At 69.8% G+C, this 15,365-nt stretch carries 14 protein-coding genes; 11 read left to right on the top strand and 3 right to left on the bottom strand.

The genetic code is table 11. From position 1 onward, the window contains the following. Window positions 1-196: 196 nt before the first annotated feature. Window positions 197-835, bottom strand: a complete 639-nt coding sequence (locus tag F6A08_RS16420; RefSeq protein WP_017204264.1) for a GntR family transcriptional regulator — start codon at window positions 833-835, stop codon at window positions 197-199. 173 nt (window positions 836-1,008) lie between these two features. Between F6A08_RS16420 and F6A08_RS16415 the strand changes: the two genes are divergently transcribed. The 5 genes from F6A08_RS16415 to F6A08_RS16395 are packed head-to-tail and all read left to right on the top strand — an operon-like array spanning window position 1,009 to window position 7,155. Beyond that, window positions 1,009-2,286: an NRAMP family divalent metal transporter gene (locus F6A08_RS16415; protein WP_017204265.1), complete on the top strand. Its 1,278-nt coding sequence runs from the start codon at window positions 1,009-1,011 to the stop codon at window positions 2,284-2,286. A 4-nt stretch (window positions 2,287-2,290) separates the two neighbouring features. Beyond that, window positions 2,291-3,055, top strand: coding sequence for a LamB/YcsF family protein (locus F6A08_RS16410; RefSeq protein WP_151460049.1), 765 nt, complete (start codon window positions 2,291-2,293; stop codon window positions 3,053-3,055). Window position 3,056: 1 nt separating this feature from the next. Continuing rightward, the gene (locus F6A08_RS16405; protein ID WP_151460048.1) at window positions 3,057-3,857 is read left to right on the top strand and encodes a putative hydro-lyase; all 801 of its coding nucleotides are present in this window, start codon (window positions 3,057-3,059) and stop codon (window positions 3,855-3,857) included. Then, window positions 3,857-5,446 (top strand): 5-oxoprolinase subunit B/C family protein, encoded by a 1,590-nt coding sequence (locus F6A08_RS16400; protein WP_151460047.1) that lies wholly within the window; start codon window positions 3,857-3,859, stop codon window positions 5,444-5,446. The genes F6A08_RS16405 and F6A08_RS16400 overlap by 1 nt, the downstream gene beginning before the upstream one ends. Next, window positions 5,443-7,155: an acetyl/propionyl/methylcrotonyl-CoA carboxylase subunit alpha gene (locus tag F6A08_RS16395; RefSeq protein ID WP_151460046.1), complete on the top strand. Its 1,713-nt coding sequence runs from the start codon at window positions 5,443-5,445 to the stop codon at window positions 7,153-7,155. The genes F6A08_RS16400 and F6A08_RS16395 overlap by 4 nt, the downstream gene beginning before the upstream one ends. Before the next feature lie 83 nt (window positions 7,156-7,238). On the opposite strand, the gene F6A08_RS16390 is transcribed toward F6A08_RS16395, so the two are convergent. Both F6A08_RS16390 and F6A08_RS16385 read right to left on the bottom strand, forming a co-directional pair. Continuing rightward, complete coding sequence (locus F6A08_RS16390) at window positions 7,239-8,594, bottom strand: uracil-xanthine permease family protein (protein WP_124894717.1); 1,356 nt, start codon at window positions 8,592-8,594, stop codon at window positions 7,239-7,241. A 193-nt stretch (window positions 8,595-8,787) separates the two neighbouring features. Further along, the gene (locus tag F6A08_RS16385; protein ID WP_151460045.1) at window positions 8,788-9,666 is read right to left on the bottom strand and encodes a phosphoribosylaminoimidazolesuccinocarboxamide synthase; all 879 of its coding nucleotides are present in this window, start codon (window positions 9,664-9,666) and stop codon (window positions 8,788-8,790) included. On the opposite strand from F6A08_RS16385, the gene F6A08_RS16380 reads away from it, so the two are divergent. The 6 genes from F6A08_RS16380 (at window position 9,644) to F6A08_RS16355 (ending at window position 15,341) form a co-directional block, all read left to right on the top strand. Then, a complete protein-coding gene (locus F6A08_RS16380; protein WP_225855872.1) occupies window positions 9,644-9,931 on the top strand; it encodes a GNAT family N-acetyltransferase in 288 nt (95 codons plus the stop codon). The two genes, F6A08_RS16385 and F6A08_RS16380, sit on opposite strands and share 23 nt — an antisense overlap. A 175-nt stretch (window positions 9,932-10,106) precedes the next feature. Continuing rightward, window positions 10,107-10,754 carry a PadR family transcriptional regulator gene (locus tag F6A08_RS16375; protein WP_420846045.1) on the top strand — a complete coding sequence of 216 codons (648 nt, stop codon included), beginning with the start codon at window positions 10,107-10,109 and terminating at the stop codon, window positions 10,752-10,754. Next, window positions 10,751-12,331 carry an MFS transporter gene (locus F6A08_RS16370; protein ID WP_225855871.1) on the top strand — a complete coding sequence of 527 codons (1,581 nt, stop codon included), beginning with the start codon at window positions 10,751-10,753 and terminating at the stop codon, window positions 12,329-12,331. Before F6A08_RS16375 ends, F6A08_RS16370 begins: the two co-directional genes overlap by 4 nt. 125 nt (window positions 12,332-12,456) lie before the next feature. Then, the gene (locus F6A08_RS16365) at window positions 12,457-12,996 is read left to right on the top strand and encodes a GNAT family N-acetyltransferase (protein ID WP_151460044.1); all 540 of its coding nucleotides are present in this window, start codon (window positions 12,457-12,459) and stop codon (window positions 12,994-12,996) included. Between the two features lie 135 nt (window positions 12,997-13,131). Continuing rightward, window positions 13,132-14,616 (top strand): amino acid ABC transporter substrate-binding protein/permease, encoded by a 1,485-nt coding sequence (locus F6A08_RS16360; RefSeq protein ID WP_151460043.1) that lies wholly within the window; start codon window positions 13,132-13,134, stop codon window positions 14,614-14,616. Continuing rightward, window positions 14,613-15,341, top strand: coding sequence for an amino acid ABC transporter ATP-binding protein (locus tag F6A08_RS16355; protein ID WP_017204278.1), 729 nt, complete (start codon window positions 14,613-14,615; stop codon window positions 15,339-15,341). The genes F6A08_RS16360 and F6A08_RS16355 overlap by 4 nt, the downstream gene beginning before the upstream one ends. Window positions 15,342-15,365: the final 24 nt, after the last annotated feature.

Below are 15,365 nucleotides of genomic sequence, written 5' to 3'. Positions count from 1 at the left end.
TCGACGTGCGGCCCTCGACCGGAGAGCCGGGCGACTCTGTGCCGCGGATCCCGCCGAAGTCCGCTCACGGTAAGCACGCCGTCCATGCGGCGGCAAGCGATCTCACGGCTCGTTCACAGATTTCTGCACTCAGGTCAACAATCACCGGGACATGACTGGTCGAAAGGGTGAGCCGGCTTTCGCTGATGGTGCCGGGTCAGGCGTGACCCATGCGGGCGAAAGCACCCAGGACGCTGCGCTCCGAGGCGGTGAGGTAGCGCTCGAGCTCCTCGGCCGCGGCGTCGGGTCCCCGTTCGAGCAGCGCTTCGAGGACGGCGCGGTTGCGGCGGACGAAGGGCTCGTGCAGCGAACGGGGGTCGTCGATCTCGAGGAACACCAGCCGCAGCTCGGCGGCCACGTCGCGGTAGGTCCTGGCGAGACGGGCGCTGTCCGCCAGGGCGACGATCGCGTCGTGGAAGGCCATGTTCGCGCTGCCGACCCGCTGCCAGTCCTCGCGCGGGAGCTGCTCCTCGGACTCGGCGAGCGCGTCGCGCATCCGCTGCACCGCGGGGTGCTGCGGCTCGGACTGGCGCAGCGCCGTGCACTCGATGACCCGCCGGGCGCGGTAGATGTCGATCACGTCGGCGATGGTGGGCGAAGCGACCGAGACGCCGCGGTGGGGGATGTGCTCGACGAGTCCCTGTTCGGCCAGGACGCGGAACGCCTCGCGGAGCGTGTTGCGCGACACGTCGAACTGCTCGGCGAGGGCCGATTCCGACAGGCGGGATCCCGGCGCGAAATCCCCGTCGATGATCCGCTGACGAAGCACGTCGGCGAGCACGCCCTGCTGGTTCATGCCTTCATCGTAGGCGGGCGTTCGCCGGATCGTCTGGCCGGGAGGCGAGGATGCACACACGAAAGCAACGGCGTTGTAGCACGGGCGTAACATTATTGTTGAACAATCGGGCTGTATCCGTTCTACACTGGGGGTCACCCGACACCCACCAACGACGATGGGAATCCCCCTCCATGTCTGAACAGTCCACTGCCTCCCTCTCGCCGGAGGACGAAGCCCGCGTCTCCGTCGCCAAGAAGCGCGCAGGCCGCAGCGCCGTCATCGGCGCCATCTTCCTCATGGCCACCAGTGCCATCGGCCCGGGGTTCATCACGCAGACGGCGACCTTCACCGCCACGATGGGGGCGGCCTTCGCCTTCGCGATCCTCGTGTCGATCCTCGTCGACATCGCCGTGCAGCTGAACATCTGGCGCATGATCACCTCCTCCGGCAAGCGCGCGGGCGAGCTCGCCAACAGCGCCATCCCCTACTCCGGACATGTGATCGCGGTGCTCGTCGTCATCGGCGGCCTGGCGTTCAACATCGGCAACATCGCCGGCGGCGGCCTCGGCCTGAACGCCCTGCTCGGCATCGACCCGAAGCTCGGCGGCGTCCTCACCGGCGTCCTCGCGATCATCATCTTCCTGATCAAGAAGGCGGGCCGCGTGATGGACATCGTGCTCGTCGTCCTCGGTCTGGGCATGATCGTGATGACGCTGATCGTGGCCTTCGTCGCCCAGCCGCCGATCGGGGAGGCCCTGCGTCAGACCTTCGTCCCGGACGAGCTGAACTTCGCCACCATCACGACCATCGTCGGTGGCACCGTGGGCGGGTACATCACCTACTCCGGTGCGCACCGTTACCTCGACTCCGGGCACACCGGGCCGCAGCAGGCCGGTCCCGTGATGCGTGCGGCTGCGAACGGCATCCTCGTCACGGGCATCATGCGCTACGTCCTGTTCCTCGCGATCCTCGGAGTCGTGGCCTCCGGCGTCACCCTCGATCTCTCCGGTCAGGGTGCGAACCCCGCGGGCCAGGCCTTCGGTGCGGTGCTCGGCGACGCCGGCCTGCGCATCTTCGGCGCGATCTTCTGGGCCGCGGCCATCAGCTCGGTCATCGGCGCCGCCTACACCTCGGCGACCTTCCTGTCGACGTTCGCGAAGCGGTTCACGGGCGGCTGGTCGCTGCAGCTCGCGACCGTGGCCTTCATCGTCGTGTCCCTGATCGTGTACCTCTCGATCGGCACCGCTCCCGCCGCGATCCTCGTCTTCGTCGGCGGGTTCAACGGCCTGATCCTGCCGATCGGACTGACGGTGTTCATGTACATCGGATGGTTCCGTCGCGACCTGCTCGGCGCCAAGAAGTACCCGCTGTGGCTGCTCATCGCCGGCACGGTCGTCACCCTGCTCACCTGGTACATGGGTGTCGTCTCGGTCGGCCCCATCTTCGCCTTCCTCGGAATCGGAGCGTGATCGCATGACCTCGATCGACCTGAACTCGGACCTCGGGGAGAACGTCCCCGATCGGGTCGTGAGCGATGACGAGAGCATGCTCCGTCTCGTCACGAGCGCGAACGTGTCCTGCGGCTTCCACGCCGGAAGCCCGGAGGGCATCCGGGAGACCCTGGCCTCCGCCGTCCGGGGCGGGGTCGTGATCGGCGCCCACCCCGGTTACCGGGACTACGAGAACTTCGGCCGGACGAAGGTCGACATCGACTCGACCACCCTGCAGGGGCACGTCGAGTATCAGCTCGGCGCTCTGCTCGGACTCGCGGCCGCGGTGGGCGGACGGGTCGCGTACGTCAAGCCGCACGGGGCGCTGTACAACACGATCGCGCGCGACGAACGGCAGGCGAAGGACGTGGTGGCGGCGATCCGCGCGATCGACCCGAGCCTGGTCCTGCTCGGTCTCGCCGGCGGGGTCGTGCTCGACGTCGCCGAGAAGGCCGGTCTCGCCGTGGCGGCCGAGGCTTTCGCCGATCGCGCCTACCAGCCCGACGGCCAGCTGGTCTCCCGCACCGAGGACGGGGCGGTGCTGCACGACCCGTCCGAGGTCGCCGAGCGCATGGTGCGCCTCGCCGCCGACGGGGTGATCCGCGCGATCGACGGCACCGATGTGCGGGTGGCGGCGCAGTCCATCTGCGTCCATGGGGACACCCCCGGCTCGGTGGAGATGGCGGCGGAGACCAAGCGCCTGCTGCAGGCCGAGGGCATCGCGATCGCACCCTTCGTGCAGGCCTGACATGAGCGTCCTCGCCACAGCGCAGCAGCTCGCCGACGTCCGCGCCGCCCGCGCCGCCCATCGCGCGGGCAGCGCAGCGCCGACCAGCGGCGTCGCCGCCGGGCTCACCCAGGCCAACCTGATCGCCGTGCCCGCCGACTGGGCCTTCGAGACGCTGCTGTACGCGCAGCGCAATCCGAAGCCGTGCCCCGTGCTCGAGGTCATCGAGGAGGGGCAGGTCGAATCCGTGCTCGCGCCCGGCAGTGACATCCGCACCGACATCGGCCGCTACCGCATCTGGCGCGACGGCGAACTGGCCGAGGAGGTGGCCGACGCGCGCGCGGCGTGGGACGAGCACCCCGACCTGGTCGCATTCCTGATCGGCTGCAGCTTCACCTTCGAGACCGGCCTCGTGCAGGCGGGCATCCCGATCCGGCACCAGGAGCTCGGTCGCAACGTCCCGATGTACCGCACCTCCGTCGACTGCGTCCCCGCCGGTCGGCTGCGGGGGGAGATGGTGGTGTCGATGCGGCCCATCGCCGCCGATCGGGTCGCGGACGCGGTTCAGATCTCCGGACGCACGCCCGCCGTCCACGGCGCTCCGGTGCACGTCGGCGACCCTGCCTCGTTGGGCATCGCCGACCTGTCGCGCCCGGACTTCGGGGATGCGCCCGAACTCCGCGACGGCGAGATCCCGGTCTTCTGGGCGTGCGGCGTCACCCCGCAGGCGGCGATCATGGCGTCCAAGCCGCCGTTCGCCGTCACGCACGCTCCCGGGTACATGTTCATCACCGACGTCCCCGATGCGGAGTTCCTCGTCTGATGCGCATCCTCACGGCATCCGACCGGGCCCTGCTCGTCGAGGCGCACGACCTCGACGAGGCCATGCGGCTGAACCTCGCCTGGGACGGCGTGCCCGGGGTGGTCGAGCGCATCCCCGGCGCACGCACCGTGCTCGTGCGGTTCGACCCCCTGCGCACCTCCGCGTCGGAGCTCGCCGCCGTGCTCGCGGCGACCGAGATCGGCACCGGAGACCTCCCGAGCGCCGGCGAGGTGACGGTGCCGGTCCGATACGACGGGGAAGACCTCGACGAGGCCGCCTCTCTGCTGGGCGTCTCGGCGGACGAGCTCATCCGCCGACACCTGGCCGCCGCCTGGCAGGTCGCCTTCTCCGGCTTCGCGCCCGGCTTCGGATACGTGGTGAGCGGGGATCCGCTGTTCGACGTGCCGCGACGATCCTCTCCGCGCACCCGCGTCCCCGCCGGTTCCGTCGCACTGGCCGGGGCCTTCACCGGGGTGTATCCGCGGGAGAGCCCCGGAGGCTGGCAGCTGATCGGTCGGACCGATGCGGCGATGTGGGACATCGACCGCGATCCTCCCGCACTCCTCTCCCCTGGAGCGCTCGTGAGCTTCACCCGCGCCGAGCGCGACGCGATCAGGGCGGGATCGGGGTCACCTTCTTCTGCGGGCGGCCCGAACCAGCGCGACGACCGGAGCGAGGCGCCCACGCCGTCCGACGATCCGCGCTCATCGGCGGTGGAGGTGGTGCGCCCCTCGCTGCAGCTGCTGGTGCAGGATGCCGGCCGCCCCGGTTACGCGGCGCTCGGCGTCTCGGCCTCCGGCGCCGCGGACAGGCAGGCGATGCGCGACGCGAACCGGGCCGTGGGCAACCGAGCCGAGGCCGCGGTGCTGGAGAGCGTCGGCGGCGCCGTCCTGCGCTTCCACGGCGAGGGTGTCGCCGTCGTCACCGGTGCCGTCGGAGACCTGCTCCTCACCGACGCCCAGGGAACCGGCCGCGACGTCGCCCCCGGAGTGCCGTTCGCCACGGTCGACGGCGACGAGCTCACCCTCGGCCACCCGAGCCACGGACTCCGCTACGTCATCGGCGTCCGCGGCGGCATCGCCGCCGCACCCGCGCTCGACAGCCGCGCAGCCGACACCCTCGCCGGGCTGGGGCCGGCCGCGCTCGCCGCCGGCGACGCGGTCGCGATCGGCGCCGACGCCCCGCACTCCGTCGAACCGCTCCCGGTGCCGCGCGCCCTCCCGGCTCCCGGCGACCTGGTCGACCTGGAGATCACGCTCGGCCCCCGGGACGACTGGTTCACGCCCGCTGCGCTCGACGCGCTCACGACGCAGGAGTGGACCATCACGCCGCGCTCCGACCGCGTCGGCATCCGGCTCCACGGCGACGTGCCGCTGGAACGATCCCGCTCGGGAGAGCTGCCCAGCGAAGGGGCGGTCACCGGGGCGATCCAGGTTCCGCCGGACGGGCAGCCCGTGCTCTTCCTCCCCGACCATCCCCTCACCGGCGGCTACCCGATCATCGGAGCCGTCACCGATCGCAGCCTCGACCTCGCGGGCCAGCTCCCGCCCGGGGCGCGGATCCGCTTCGTCCTCAAGGAGTCCTCATGACCAAGGTGCTCATCGCCAACCGCGGCGAGATCGCGGTGCGCATCGTCCGCGCCTGCGCCGAAGCCGGATACACCTCCGTGGCGGTGTACGCCGATCAGGACGCGGATGCCCTGCACGTGCGCCTGGCGGATGAGGCTGTGGGACTGGACGGAGACACCGCCGCCGCCACGTACCTGTCCGTCGAGGCGCTGCTCGACGCCGCGGCCCGGTCCGGCGCCGACGCCGTGCATCCGGGATACGGCTTCCTGTCCGAGAGCGCAGCGTTCGCCCGTGCGGTCGAGGACGCGGGGCTCGTCTGGATCGGCCCCTCGCCCGAGAGCATCGACGCACTGGGGGACAAGATGACCGCGCGCCGGATCGCTCAGCGCGTCGGGGCTCCTCTCGCCGCGGGCACCGACGAGCCGCTGTCCGGCCCTGCGGCGGCGGTGGCCTTCGCCGAGGAGCACGGACTGCCGATCGCCATCAAGGCGGCGTTCGGCGGTGGCGGACGCGGCCTGAAGGTGGTGCGCGAGCTGTCCGACGTCGCCGAGGCCTTCGACGCGGCCACCCGGGAGGCGGTCGCCGCGTTCGGCCGGGGCGAGTGCTTCGTGGAGCGCTTCCTGGAGAGTCCGCGGCACATCGAGGTCCAGGTGCTCGGCGACGGGGCCGGCGGCGTCGTCGTGGTCGGCGACCGCGACTGCTCGCTGCAACGCCGCAACCAGAAGCTCATCGAGGAGGCACCGGCCCCCGGCTTGACGGCGGAGCAGCGTGCGCGCTTCCACGACGCCGCGCGGTCGATCTGCGCCGAGGTGCAGTACCGCGGGGCGGGGACCGTGGAGTTCCTGCTCGCCGCCGACGGCACGATCTCCTTCCTCGAGGTGAACACCCGCCTGCAGGTCGAGCACCCGATCACCGAGGCCGTGACCGGAACGGATCTCGTGCGCGAGCAGTTCCGCATCGCGTTCGGCGAAGGCCCGTCGTTCACCGACACACCGGAGCCCGCCGGGCACGCCTTCGAGTTCCGGATCAACGCCGAAGACCCCGGGCGCGGATTCCTGCCCAGTCCCGGCCGCGTCGATCGTCTGCGCATCCCGGGAGGACCGGGTGTGCGCTGGGACAGCGGGATCGAGGAGGGCGATGTCGTGCAGCCGGCCTTCGACTCGATGATCGCCAAGCTGATCGTGCACGCCGGATCCCGGGACGACGCGCTCGTGCGGGCCCGACGCGCCCTGCGGGAACTGACCGTCGAGGGGCCGGCGACCGTCATCCCGTTCGACCTGGTCGCTCTCGACGACGAGGCGTTCGCGACCGACACGTTCGCGGTGCACACGCAGTGGATCGAGAGCACACTCCTGCCGAAGGGCGAGGTGCAGTCGCGTCCGGCCGCGGTCCCGGATGCCGCGCTGCAGCGGTTCCCCGTCGAGATCGACGGTCGTCGCGTCATGCTCGGTCTGCCGGTGGCGCTGCTCGCGGGATTCGCCGCGTCCGGGAAACCTGCGGACGCGGCACCCGCTGCTGATCCGTCCGAGTTGCGCGCGCCCGTGCCCGGAACGCTGGTGCGCTGGCTGGCCGATGAGGGTGCGAGTGTCGCCGAGGGCGATCCGGTGGCGGTGCTCGACGCCATGAAGATGGAGACGACCGTGACCGCGCACCGTGCCGGCACCCTGTCGCAGCGTGTCGCCCTCACCGCCGCGGTCTCCGCCGACGCGGTCCTCGCCACCATCGCCTGACCTCGGCCGGGCTCCCCACCCCGGACCCCCGGCCCCGCATGCACGCGGGAGTGCGGGACACGGGAGTGCGGGTGGGGTGAGGACTACTCGGGGTCGCCGCCGAGGGGGCCGACGGGCTCGAGGGGACGCGGGTCGTCGGCGCCGGTCTTGCGGGCGCGGGCGATCAGGTTGCCCAGGTGATAGATGAGAAGGGCCGCGACCGTGCCGAGCACGATGCCGCCGAAGGCGAAGTCGCCCAGCTGCATCGAGAACCCGGCGATGCCGATCACGAGCGAGACCGCGGCGGTGTACTGGTTCACTGGGCGGGAGAAGTCCACGCGGCTGTCGACCCAGATCTTGATGCCGATGATGCCGATGAGACCGTACAGCGCCGTGGTGGCACCGCCGAGCACGCCCGCCGGGATCGAGTTGAACACTTCGCCGACCTTGGGCGAGAACGCCAGCAGGATCGCGAACAGTCCGGCGACCCAGTACACGGCTGTCGAGTAGACGCGGGTCGCCGCCATGACGCCGATGTTCTCGCCGTAGGTCGTGGTGCCGGACCCGCCGAAGCCACCGGCGACGGTCGTGGCGACGCCGTCGGCGATCAGCGCCCGTCCGGTGTGCTTGTTGATCGAGGGATCCTCGGTCATGGTCGCGACGCCGCGCACGTGCCCCACGTTCTCCGCGATCAGCACCAGCACGACCGGCAGGAACATCGCGATGGTCGACCAGGTGTTCGGCTCGACGAAGTCCGGGAACTGGAAGTGCGGCAGCCCGATCCACGGGGCGTCGGAGATCAGCTCGGCCGGCGTCTTGCCCCCGCGGAGTTCATTGGGAACGTCGAACGAACCGGCGAAGGCCGCGTAGATGAAGCCGACCGCGACGCCGAGGAAGATCGAGATGCGCCCGAGGAAGCCTCGGAAGAGGACGGCGAAGAGGATGATCGCGACGAGGGTGATCGTCGCGGTGATCGGGTCGAGGGCGAAGTTGCTCCACGCGGTCGGGGCCAGGTTGAACCCGATGAGGGCGACGATCGCTCCCGCGACCACGGGAGGCATCAGCGCGTCCACCCAGCGCAGCCCGGCGAACTGCACGACGAGTCCCACGACCACGAGGAGCAGGCCGACCGCGACGACGCCCGCCAGTGCGGAGCCGGTGCCGCCCGCGGCCACGGCCGCCGTGATGGGGGCGATGAAGGCGAACGACGAGCCCAGGTAGCTGGGGAGCTGGTTCTTCGTGATGAGCAGGAAGATCAGCGTGCCGAGACCGCTGAACAGCAGTGTCGTCGAGACGGGGAAGCCCGTCAGGGTCGGCACGAGGAACGTGGCGCCGAACATCGCGACGACGTGCTGAGCGCCGATCGCGATCGTCGCGGGCCAGCTCAGACGCTCTTCGGGGGCGACGACGGCGCCGGGTTCGACCGTGCGGCCGTTTCCGTGCAGCTTCCACAGGGCCATGCGGGCTCCTCAGGGTTCGGGGGATGGCAGGAGTGCCGGAGCAACACTATCGATTCCTGAGTTTTCACTGAACGATCGGCGCGGTGGAAGATGCCGTTCGGCGGCGCCTCGCCGCGTTGGAGGAGGGCCGGGACTTCGTCCATGCCGACGTGCGTCTCGTCGAGGAAGTCGGTCTGGTCGGCGCTGACGGGTGTCAGGCGCCGAGGCGCTCGATCAGCTCGCGGTAGCGGTCGGCGGTGCGCTCGACCACGTCGTCCGGGAGCAGCGGCGGCTCGCCCTGCTTGTCCCAGTTGGCGGCGAGCCAGTCGCGCACGATCTGCTTGTCGAAGCTCGCCATCCGCTCGCCGGGAGTCGTGCCGGTGCGCCAGGCCTCGGCATCCCAGTAGCGGGACGAATCGCTCGTGAGCACCTCGTCGGCCAGGCGCAGGGTTCCGTCGGCGTCCGTGCCGAACTCGAACTTGGTGTCGGCGAGGATCAGGCCCTTCTCCTCGGCGATGGCTGCGGCCTTGGCGTAGATCGCGAGGGAGGCGTCGCGCAGCTCGGCCGCGCGCTCGGCGCCGACGAGCTCGACGACACGGTCGAACGTGATGTTCTCGTCGTGCTCGCCCATCGGCGCCTTGTAGGCCGGGGTGAACAGGGGCTCGGGCAGCCGGTCGCCGTTGTTCAGTCCGGCGGGCAGCGGGATTCCGCACACCGTCCCGCTCTCCTGGTACTCGACCCATCCGGAGCCGGTGATGTAGCCGCGCACGACGCACTCGATCGGCAGCATCTCCAGCGACTGCGCGAGCATGGCGCGGTCGGCGACGACGTCGGGCAGCTCCCCCTCGGCGACGTGGTTCGGGAAGTCGGAGAGCTGCGTGAACCACCAGCGGCTGAGCCGCGTGAGCAGCGCCCCCTTGTCGGTGATGCCGGGCTCGAGCACGAAGTCGAAGGCGCTCACGCGGTCGGACGCCACGACGAGGATGCGCGTGTCTGCGGGATCCTCCGAGGCGTACAGGTCGCGGACCTTGCCGGAGTAGAGGTGTCGCCACCCGGGGATGCTCTGTGCCGTGCCTTCGGAAGGAGTGCTCACCCGCCCATTATCCCGGTTCCGGGCGGTCGCGCCCGCCGAGATGTCCGTCGCCCCCGCGCCGTCGGGCGAGCTGATCGGCAACGGCGGTTGCACGCTGCTGGGTGGCGAGGTGTGGAACCTCGGGTACCGGCTGTCGGCCGATCATCACGGCAACGGCTACGCCACCGAGCTCGCCTCGGCCGCGGTCGAACGCGCGCACGCGGTCGACCCCGCCCGTCCGGTGATCGCGTATCTCGTCGAGCACAATCGCGCCTCGGCCGAGTAGCCGAGAAGGCGGGGCTCGCTCTCGTGCATCGGACCGCGGACGCGGGCAATCCCGATCCGTCGGTCCAGTTCCTCTTCTCTGCGGACCGTCCGCTCACCGGAGCGCAGCTCGCGGCTGCAGCCGGATAGGCCGCTGCGGGGTCTGGCCTGTCGTCGGAAAAGAGCGTATAGTCCACATGGACTATTTGAGGTGGAACATGAAGAAGGATGCCGTCGATCGGCTCACTCCCATGGGAGTGATGGTTCTCGCGCTGCTGCGAGAAGGCGACATGCACCCTTACGAGATGGTGCGGCTCATGCGTGCCCGGCACGATGATCGGCTGATCACGATCACCAACGGGACGCTCTATCACACGGTCTCCCGCCTGCATCGGGCCGGACTGATCGAGGAGCTGGGGATCGATCGCGAGGGCAACCGACCCGAACGCACGACCTACACGTTGGCCGACGCAGGACGCGACGCCGTGGTCGCCTGGGTGCGACGCGAACTGCCGCGCATCGACCGCCCCGCCGACTTCCGGATCGCGCTCGCCGAGGCGCACAACCTCGAGCGCGACGAGACCGTCGACCTGCTGCGCGCCCGGAGGAGCGCACTCGTCGAGGATCATGCCCGCCACCGTGACGGTCTCCGCGGGGCGCGGGAGAAGAGCGTGCCGGAGCAGGTCCTCGTCGAGATCGAGCGGCAGGAGGCCCTCCTGCACGCCGAGCTCCGCTGGCTCGACTCCCTTCTCGACCGTCTCGAAGCCCAAGCCGTGCCGTGGGGTCCCACGGCATTCCCGAACTCAGACCGCTACCGCGCTCAGCGAAAGGCCGCACAGCAATGACCGATTCCCCTCGCGACGGAGACCGCCCGCCGGTGTCCGCGCCCTCGACCTCCGGTCCGTCGACCGGCACCTACTCCGTCGGGCACAAGCCCACCAGTCCCTGGCCCGCCCTCTGGGCGCTGGTCATCGGCTTCTTCATGATCCTCGTCGACACGACGATCGTCTCGGTCGCGAACCCGGCCATCAAGGCGGCGCTCGACCCGAACACCAACAACCTCGACAACGTCGTGTGGGTCACGAGCGCCTACCTGCTCGCCTACGCCGTGCCGCTGCTGATCACCGGACGCCTGGGCGACCGCTTCGGGCCGAAGAACATCTACCTGATCGGGCTCGCGGTCTTCACGCTCGCCTCGCTCTGGTGCGGTCTGTCCGATTCGCTCGGCATGCTGATCGCCGCCCGCGCCGTGCAGGGCCTGGGTGCCGCCTTCATGACGCCGCAGACGATGGCCGTGATCACGCGCACCTTCCCGCCCGAGCGTCGGGGCGCTGCGATGGGCCTCTGGGGTGCGACGGCCGGTGTCGCGACCCTGGTCGGTCCGCTCGTCGGCGGACTGCTCGTCGACGGCTTCGGCTGGGAGTGGATCTTCTTCGTGAACATCCCGGTCGGCATCGTCGCGTTCGTGCTCGCCTGGCGCCTGGTGCCGAAGCTCGCGACGCACCCGCACCGCTTCGACGTCGTGGGCGTGATCCTGAGCGCCGTGGCCCTGTTCCTCATCGTGTTCGGGCTGCAGGAGGGCGAGAAGTACGACTGGGGTGTGATCTGGGGTCCCGTCTCCGTGTGGAGCCTGATCATCGTCGGTCTCGTTGTGCTCGGGCTGTTCATCTTCCAGCAGGCGAAGACCCGCAGTGAACCTCTCGTCCCGCTCGAGCTCTTCCGTGATCGGAACTTCTCCGGGGCGAACGTCGCGATCGCCGCGGTCGGCTTCACGGTGACGAGCATGTCGCTGCCGATGATGTTCTTCCTGCAGACGGCCCGTGGACTCACCCCCACGCAGGCGGCGCTGCTCCTCATCCCGATGGCCGTGCTGTCCGGCGTCCTGGCTCCCGTCGCCGGAAAGATCCTGGATCGCGTCGACCCGCGCATCATCCTGATCCCGGGTCTGCTCTGCGTCGCCGGTGCGCTGGTCTGGTACTCGGCCCTGATCAACATGGAGACCGAGATCTGGATGTTCCTGCTGCCGTCCGCGCTGATGGGAATCGGCAACGCGGGCATGTGGGGTCCGCTGGCCACGACGGCGACCCGCAAGCTGCCGCCGCGTCAGGCGGGCGCGGGCGCGGGCATCTACAACACGACACGGACGATCGGATCCGTCATCGGCTCGGCCTCCATTGCCGCGTTCATGCAGTCGCGGCTCGAGGCGAACCTGCCGGGGCTGTCCGACGCGCCGGCAGGCATCGGCGGAGGTTCGCTGCCCCCGCAGGTGGCCGATGGGTTCGCGGCCGGTATGGCGCAGTCGATCCTGCTGCCCGCGTGCGTGATCCTGGTCGCCCTGATCGCCTCGCTGTTCCTCGGCCGGTACGACAGGGCGGATGCTTCGGCTCCGGACGCGCGCGCCGTGCAGCCGTCCGCCGAGTAGTCGCTCGGCATCACGTCGCAGATCCGCACCGGGTCGCAGGGAATCTCCGGATCCGCTGCGACCTCGGTGCGGATCTGCGCCGTCGCGGTTTGCGGACGGGCCCGGGCATCTGGTCTGCTGAGGCGATGACGATCGCACTCACCCGACCGACCATCGACCTCCTCGACTCCTGGGCCTCCGCCGTGGGCGAGTTCGAGGGCGGACATGTGGATGGCGGCGGTCTGGAGGAGGGCTTCGTCCCCGACCGGGCTGCGGGCGAGGCGTTCGTCGCGCGGGCCGAGCTGTATGCGACGCCCGGTGCGGAACTTCCCGATGGTCACGTCCCCTGCGACTACTTCTGGATCACCGACGACGATCAGGTGGTGGGCTTCCTCTCCTTCCGTCGCGAGCTCAACGACTTTCTGCGCCGGTTCGGCGGACACATCGGCTATTCCGTGATCCCGTCCCGCCGACGCGAGGGGATCGTGCGCGAGGCTCTCCGCCTCGCCCTGCGCCGCGCCGCGGCCGAGGGGTACGACCGTGTGCTGCTCACGTGCGACGACGACAACGTCGGGTCCATCCGCACGATCGAGGGCGCTGGAGGCGTGCTCGAGGATGTGAGCGACGCCCCGGAGCCCGGGCAGCCGCAGGTGCGTCGGTACTGGATCGAGCTCGCCGACAGCTGATCTCGAAGGCTCCGGAAGGCCGGGATCCGCACGGCCACGGGCCTCACCGGAATTCCGGTCGTCCGTCCGCGCAGGGTTAGGGTGGATGGTCGGCGACCGCCGGGTCGCCCCTTTTCGAACCACGAGGAGCTCGACGTGAGCCGAAATCCATCCTCCGCGCCCGGCCGCCTGCGCCGCCTGACCCGCACCGTCGGTGCGACCGCGCTCGCGGCCTTCGTCGCCGTCGGCGCCGTGCTCGCCGGGGTCGCGCCGGCCAACGCCGCGGACGACGGCGAGAAGTACGTGATCGGCACCGACACCACGTTCGCACCCTTCGAGTTCACGAACGCGGACGGCGATCTCGTCGGCATCGACATGGACCTGCTCCGCGCGATCGCGAAGGATCAGGGCTTCGAGGTCGAGATCCGCCAGCTCGGGTTCGACGCCGCCGTGCAGGCGCTGCAGTCGAACCAGGTCGACGCGGTGATGGCGGGGATGTCGATCACCGACGCTCGTCAGCAGACCTTCGACTTCAGTGACCCGTACTTCACGAGCGGCGTGCAGCTGGGCGTGCTGGAGTCCAGCGACATCGAGTCCCTGGACGACCTCGACGGCAAGACCGTCGCCGTCAAGACGGGAACGCAGGGGCAGACCTTCGCCGAGGAGAACGCCGACGAGTACGGCTTCCGCGTCACGCCCTACCAGGACACGACCGACATGGTCGACGCCGTGAAGGCCGGCCAGGCCGTCGGCTACTTCGAGGACTTCCCGGTGCTCGCCTACGGCATCCAGCAGGGGTCGGGCTTCCGTCTCGTCGGCGAGCCCGCGCTCGGCGGCGAGTACGGCTTCGCGGTCAACAAGGGCGAGAACGCCGAGCTCCTGGAGATGTTCAACGCCGGCCTCGCCGACCTGCAGGACTCCGGCGAGTACGACGAGATCGTGGACACCTACCTCGCGTCGGGTGACGACGCGCAGGAGGCGCAGCCCACCGACATCATCTCCGTCGCGGTGACCTACTGGCCCGCGCTCATGCAGGGTCTGTGGCTCACGATCCTCGCCACGATCGTCGCGGTGATCGCGGCGTTCATCCTCGGCGTCATCTTCGGGTTCGGGCGCATCTCCAAGATCGCGCCGTTCCGCTGGATCGCGACCGCCTACGTCTACGTCTTCCGCGGGACGCCGATCCTGATCCAGGCCTTCTTCGTGTTCTTCGCGATCCCGCAGCTGATCCCCGACCTCAAGTTCGACCCGTTCGTGGCCGGTGCGATCACCCTGTCGCTGAACACCGGTGCGTACATGACGGAGATCATCCGCGGCGGTATCCAGGCGGTCGACCCCGGCCAGGCGGAGGCGTCGCGCTCACTGGGCCTGAGCCACTGGAAGACCATGCAGAAGGTCGTGCTCCCGCAGGCGTTCCGCATCATGGTGCCGTCGTTCGTGAACCAGGGCATCATCACCCTCAAGGACACCTCGCTGATCAGCGTCATCGGCCTCGCCGAACTCACCTTCGTGTCGCGCCAGATCATCGCCTCGACGTACCTGTCGGCCCAGGTGCTGACGGTCGTCGCCATCATCTACTTCGTCGTGATCACGCTGCTGACGCTGCTCGCGAATCGCCTGGAGAGGACGTTCAACGCATGAGCAAGATCGAGGTCAGAGACCTGCACAAGTCCTTCGGCGACAACGAGGTGCTCAAGGGCATCGACCTCGCGGTGGCGGACGGGGAGGTCGTCGCGGTGATCGGCCCGTCCGGTTCGGGCAAGTCGACCCTCCTGCGGTGCCTGAACAAGCTGGAAGAGCCCACGTCCGGACACGTCATCATCGACGGCGTCGACCTCACCGACAAGAGCGTCAAGCTCGACGAGGTCCGCCAGCGCATCGGCATGGTGTTCCAGCACTTCAACCTGTTCCCGCACATGACCGTGCTGGAGAACATCACGCTCGCCCCCGTCGAGTGCGGGAAGCTGTCGAAGGCGCAGGCGCGCGAACGGGCGCTGTCGCTCCTGGAGCGGGTGGGGCTGTCGGAGAAGGCCGATGCCAAGCCGGCGTCGCTCTCCGGCGGACAGAAGCAGCGCGTGGCGATCGCCAGGGCGCTGGCGATGGATCCCGAGATCATGCTGTTCGACGAGGCGACGAGCGCTCTCGACCCGGAGATGGTCGGCGAGGTGCTGCAGGTCATCCGCGACCTGGCCGATGGCGGCATGACGATGGTGCTCGTGACGCACGAAATGGGCTTCGCCCGTGAGGTGTCCGATCGGACCGTCTTCATGGACGGCGGCGTCGTCGTCGAAGAGGCCGCCCCCGCCGAGCTCTTCGGATCCCCCAAGAACGAGCGGTTGCAGGACTTCCTCTCCAAGGTCCTCTGACCCGGCGCGCACAACTTCGGAGCT

The sequence above is a fragment of the Microbacterium algeriense genome, from assembly GCF_008868005.1.
Lineage (GTDB): Bacteria > Actinomycetota > Actinomycetes > Actinomycetales > Microbacteriaceae > Microbacterium > Microbacterium algeriense.
The sequence above is the reverse complement of the archived record's forward strand: the minus strand, read 5'-3'. Positions and strand labels throughout refer to the sequence as shown.

Coding starts and splice junctions, on each gene's coding strand:
- F6A08_RS16420 (WP_017204264.1), bottom strand. CDS start 835: ATGAACCAGCAGGGCGTGCTCGCCGACGTGCTTCGTCAGCGGATCATC.
- F6A08_RS16415 (WP_017204265.1), top strand. CDS start 1,009: ATGTCTGAACAGTCCACTGCCTCCCTCTCGCCGGAGGACGAAGCCCGC.
- F6A08_RS16410 (WP_151460049.1), top strand. CDS start 2,291: ATGACCTCGATCGACCTGAACTCGGACCTCGGGGAGAACGTCCCCGAT.
- F6A08_RS16405 (WP_151460048.1), top strand. CDS start 3,057: ATGAGCGTCCTCGCCACAGCGCAGCAGCTCGCCGACGTCCGCGCCGCC.
- F6A08_RS16400 (WP_151460047.1), top strand. CDS start 3,857: ATGCGCATCCTCACGGCATCCGACCGGGCCCTGCTCGTCGAGGCGCAC.
- F6A08_RS16395 (WP_151460046.1), top strand. CDS start 5,443: ATGACCAAGGTGCTCATCGCCAACCGCGGCGAGATCGCGGTGCGCATC.
- F6A08_RS16390 (WP_124894717.1), bottom strand. CDS start 8,594: ATGGCCCTGTGGAAGCTGCACGGAAACGGCCGCACGGTCGAACCCGGC.
- F6A08_RS16375 (WP_420846045.1), top strand. CDS start 10,107: ATGGACTATTTGAGGTGGAACATGAAGAAGGATGCCGTCGATCGGCTC.
- F6A08_RS16370 (WP_225855871.1), top strand. CDS start 10,751: ATGACCGATTCCCCTCGCGACGGAGACCGCCCGCCGGTGTCCGCGCCC.
- F6A08_RS16365 (WP_151460044.1), top strand. CDS start 12,457: ATGACGATCGCACTCACCCGACCGACCATCGACCTCCTCGACTCCTGG.
- F6A08_RS16355 (WP_017204278.1), top strand. CDS start 14,613: ATGAGCAAGATCGAGGTCAGAGACCTGCACAAGTCCTTCGGCGACAAC.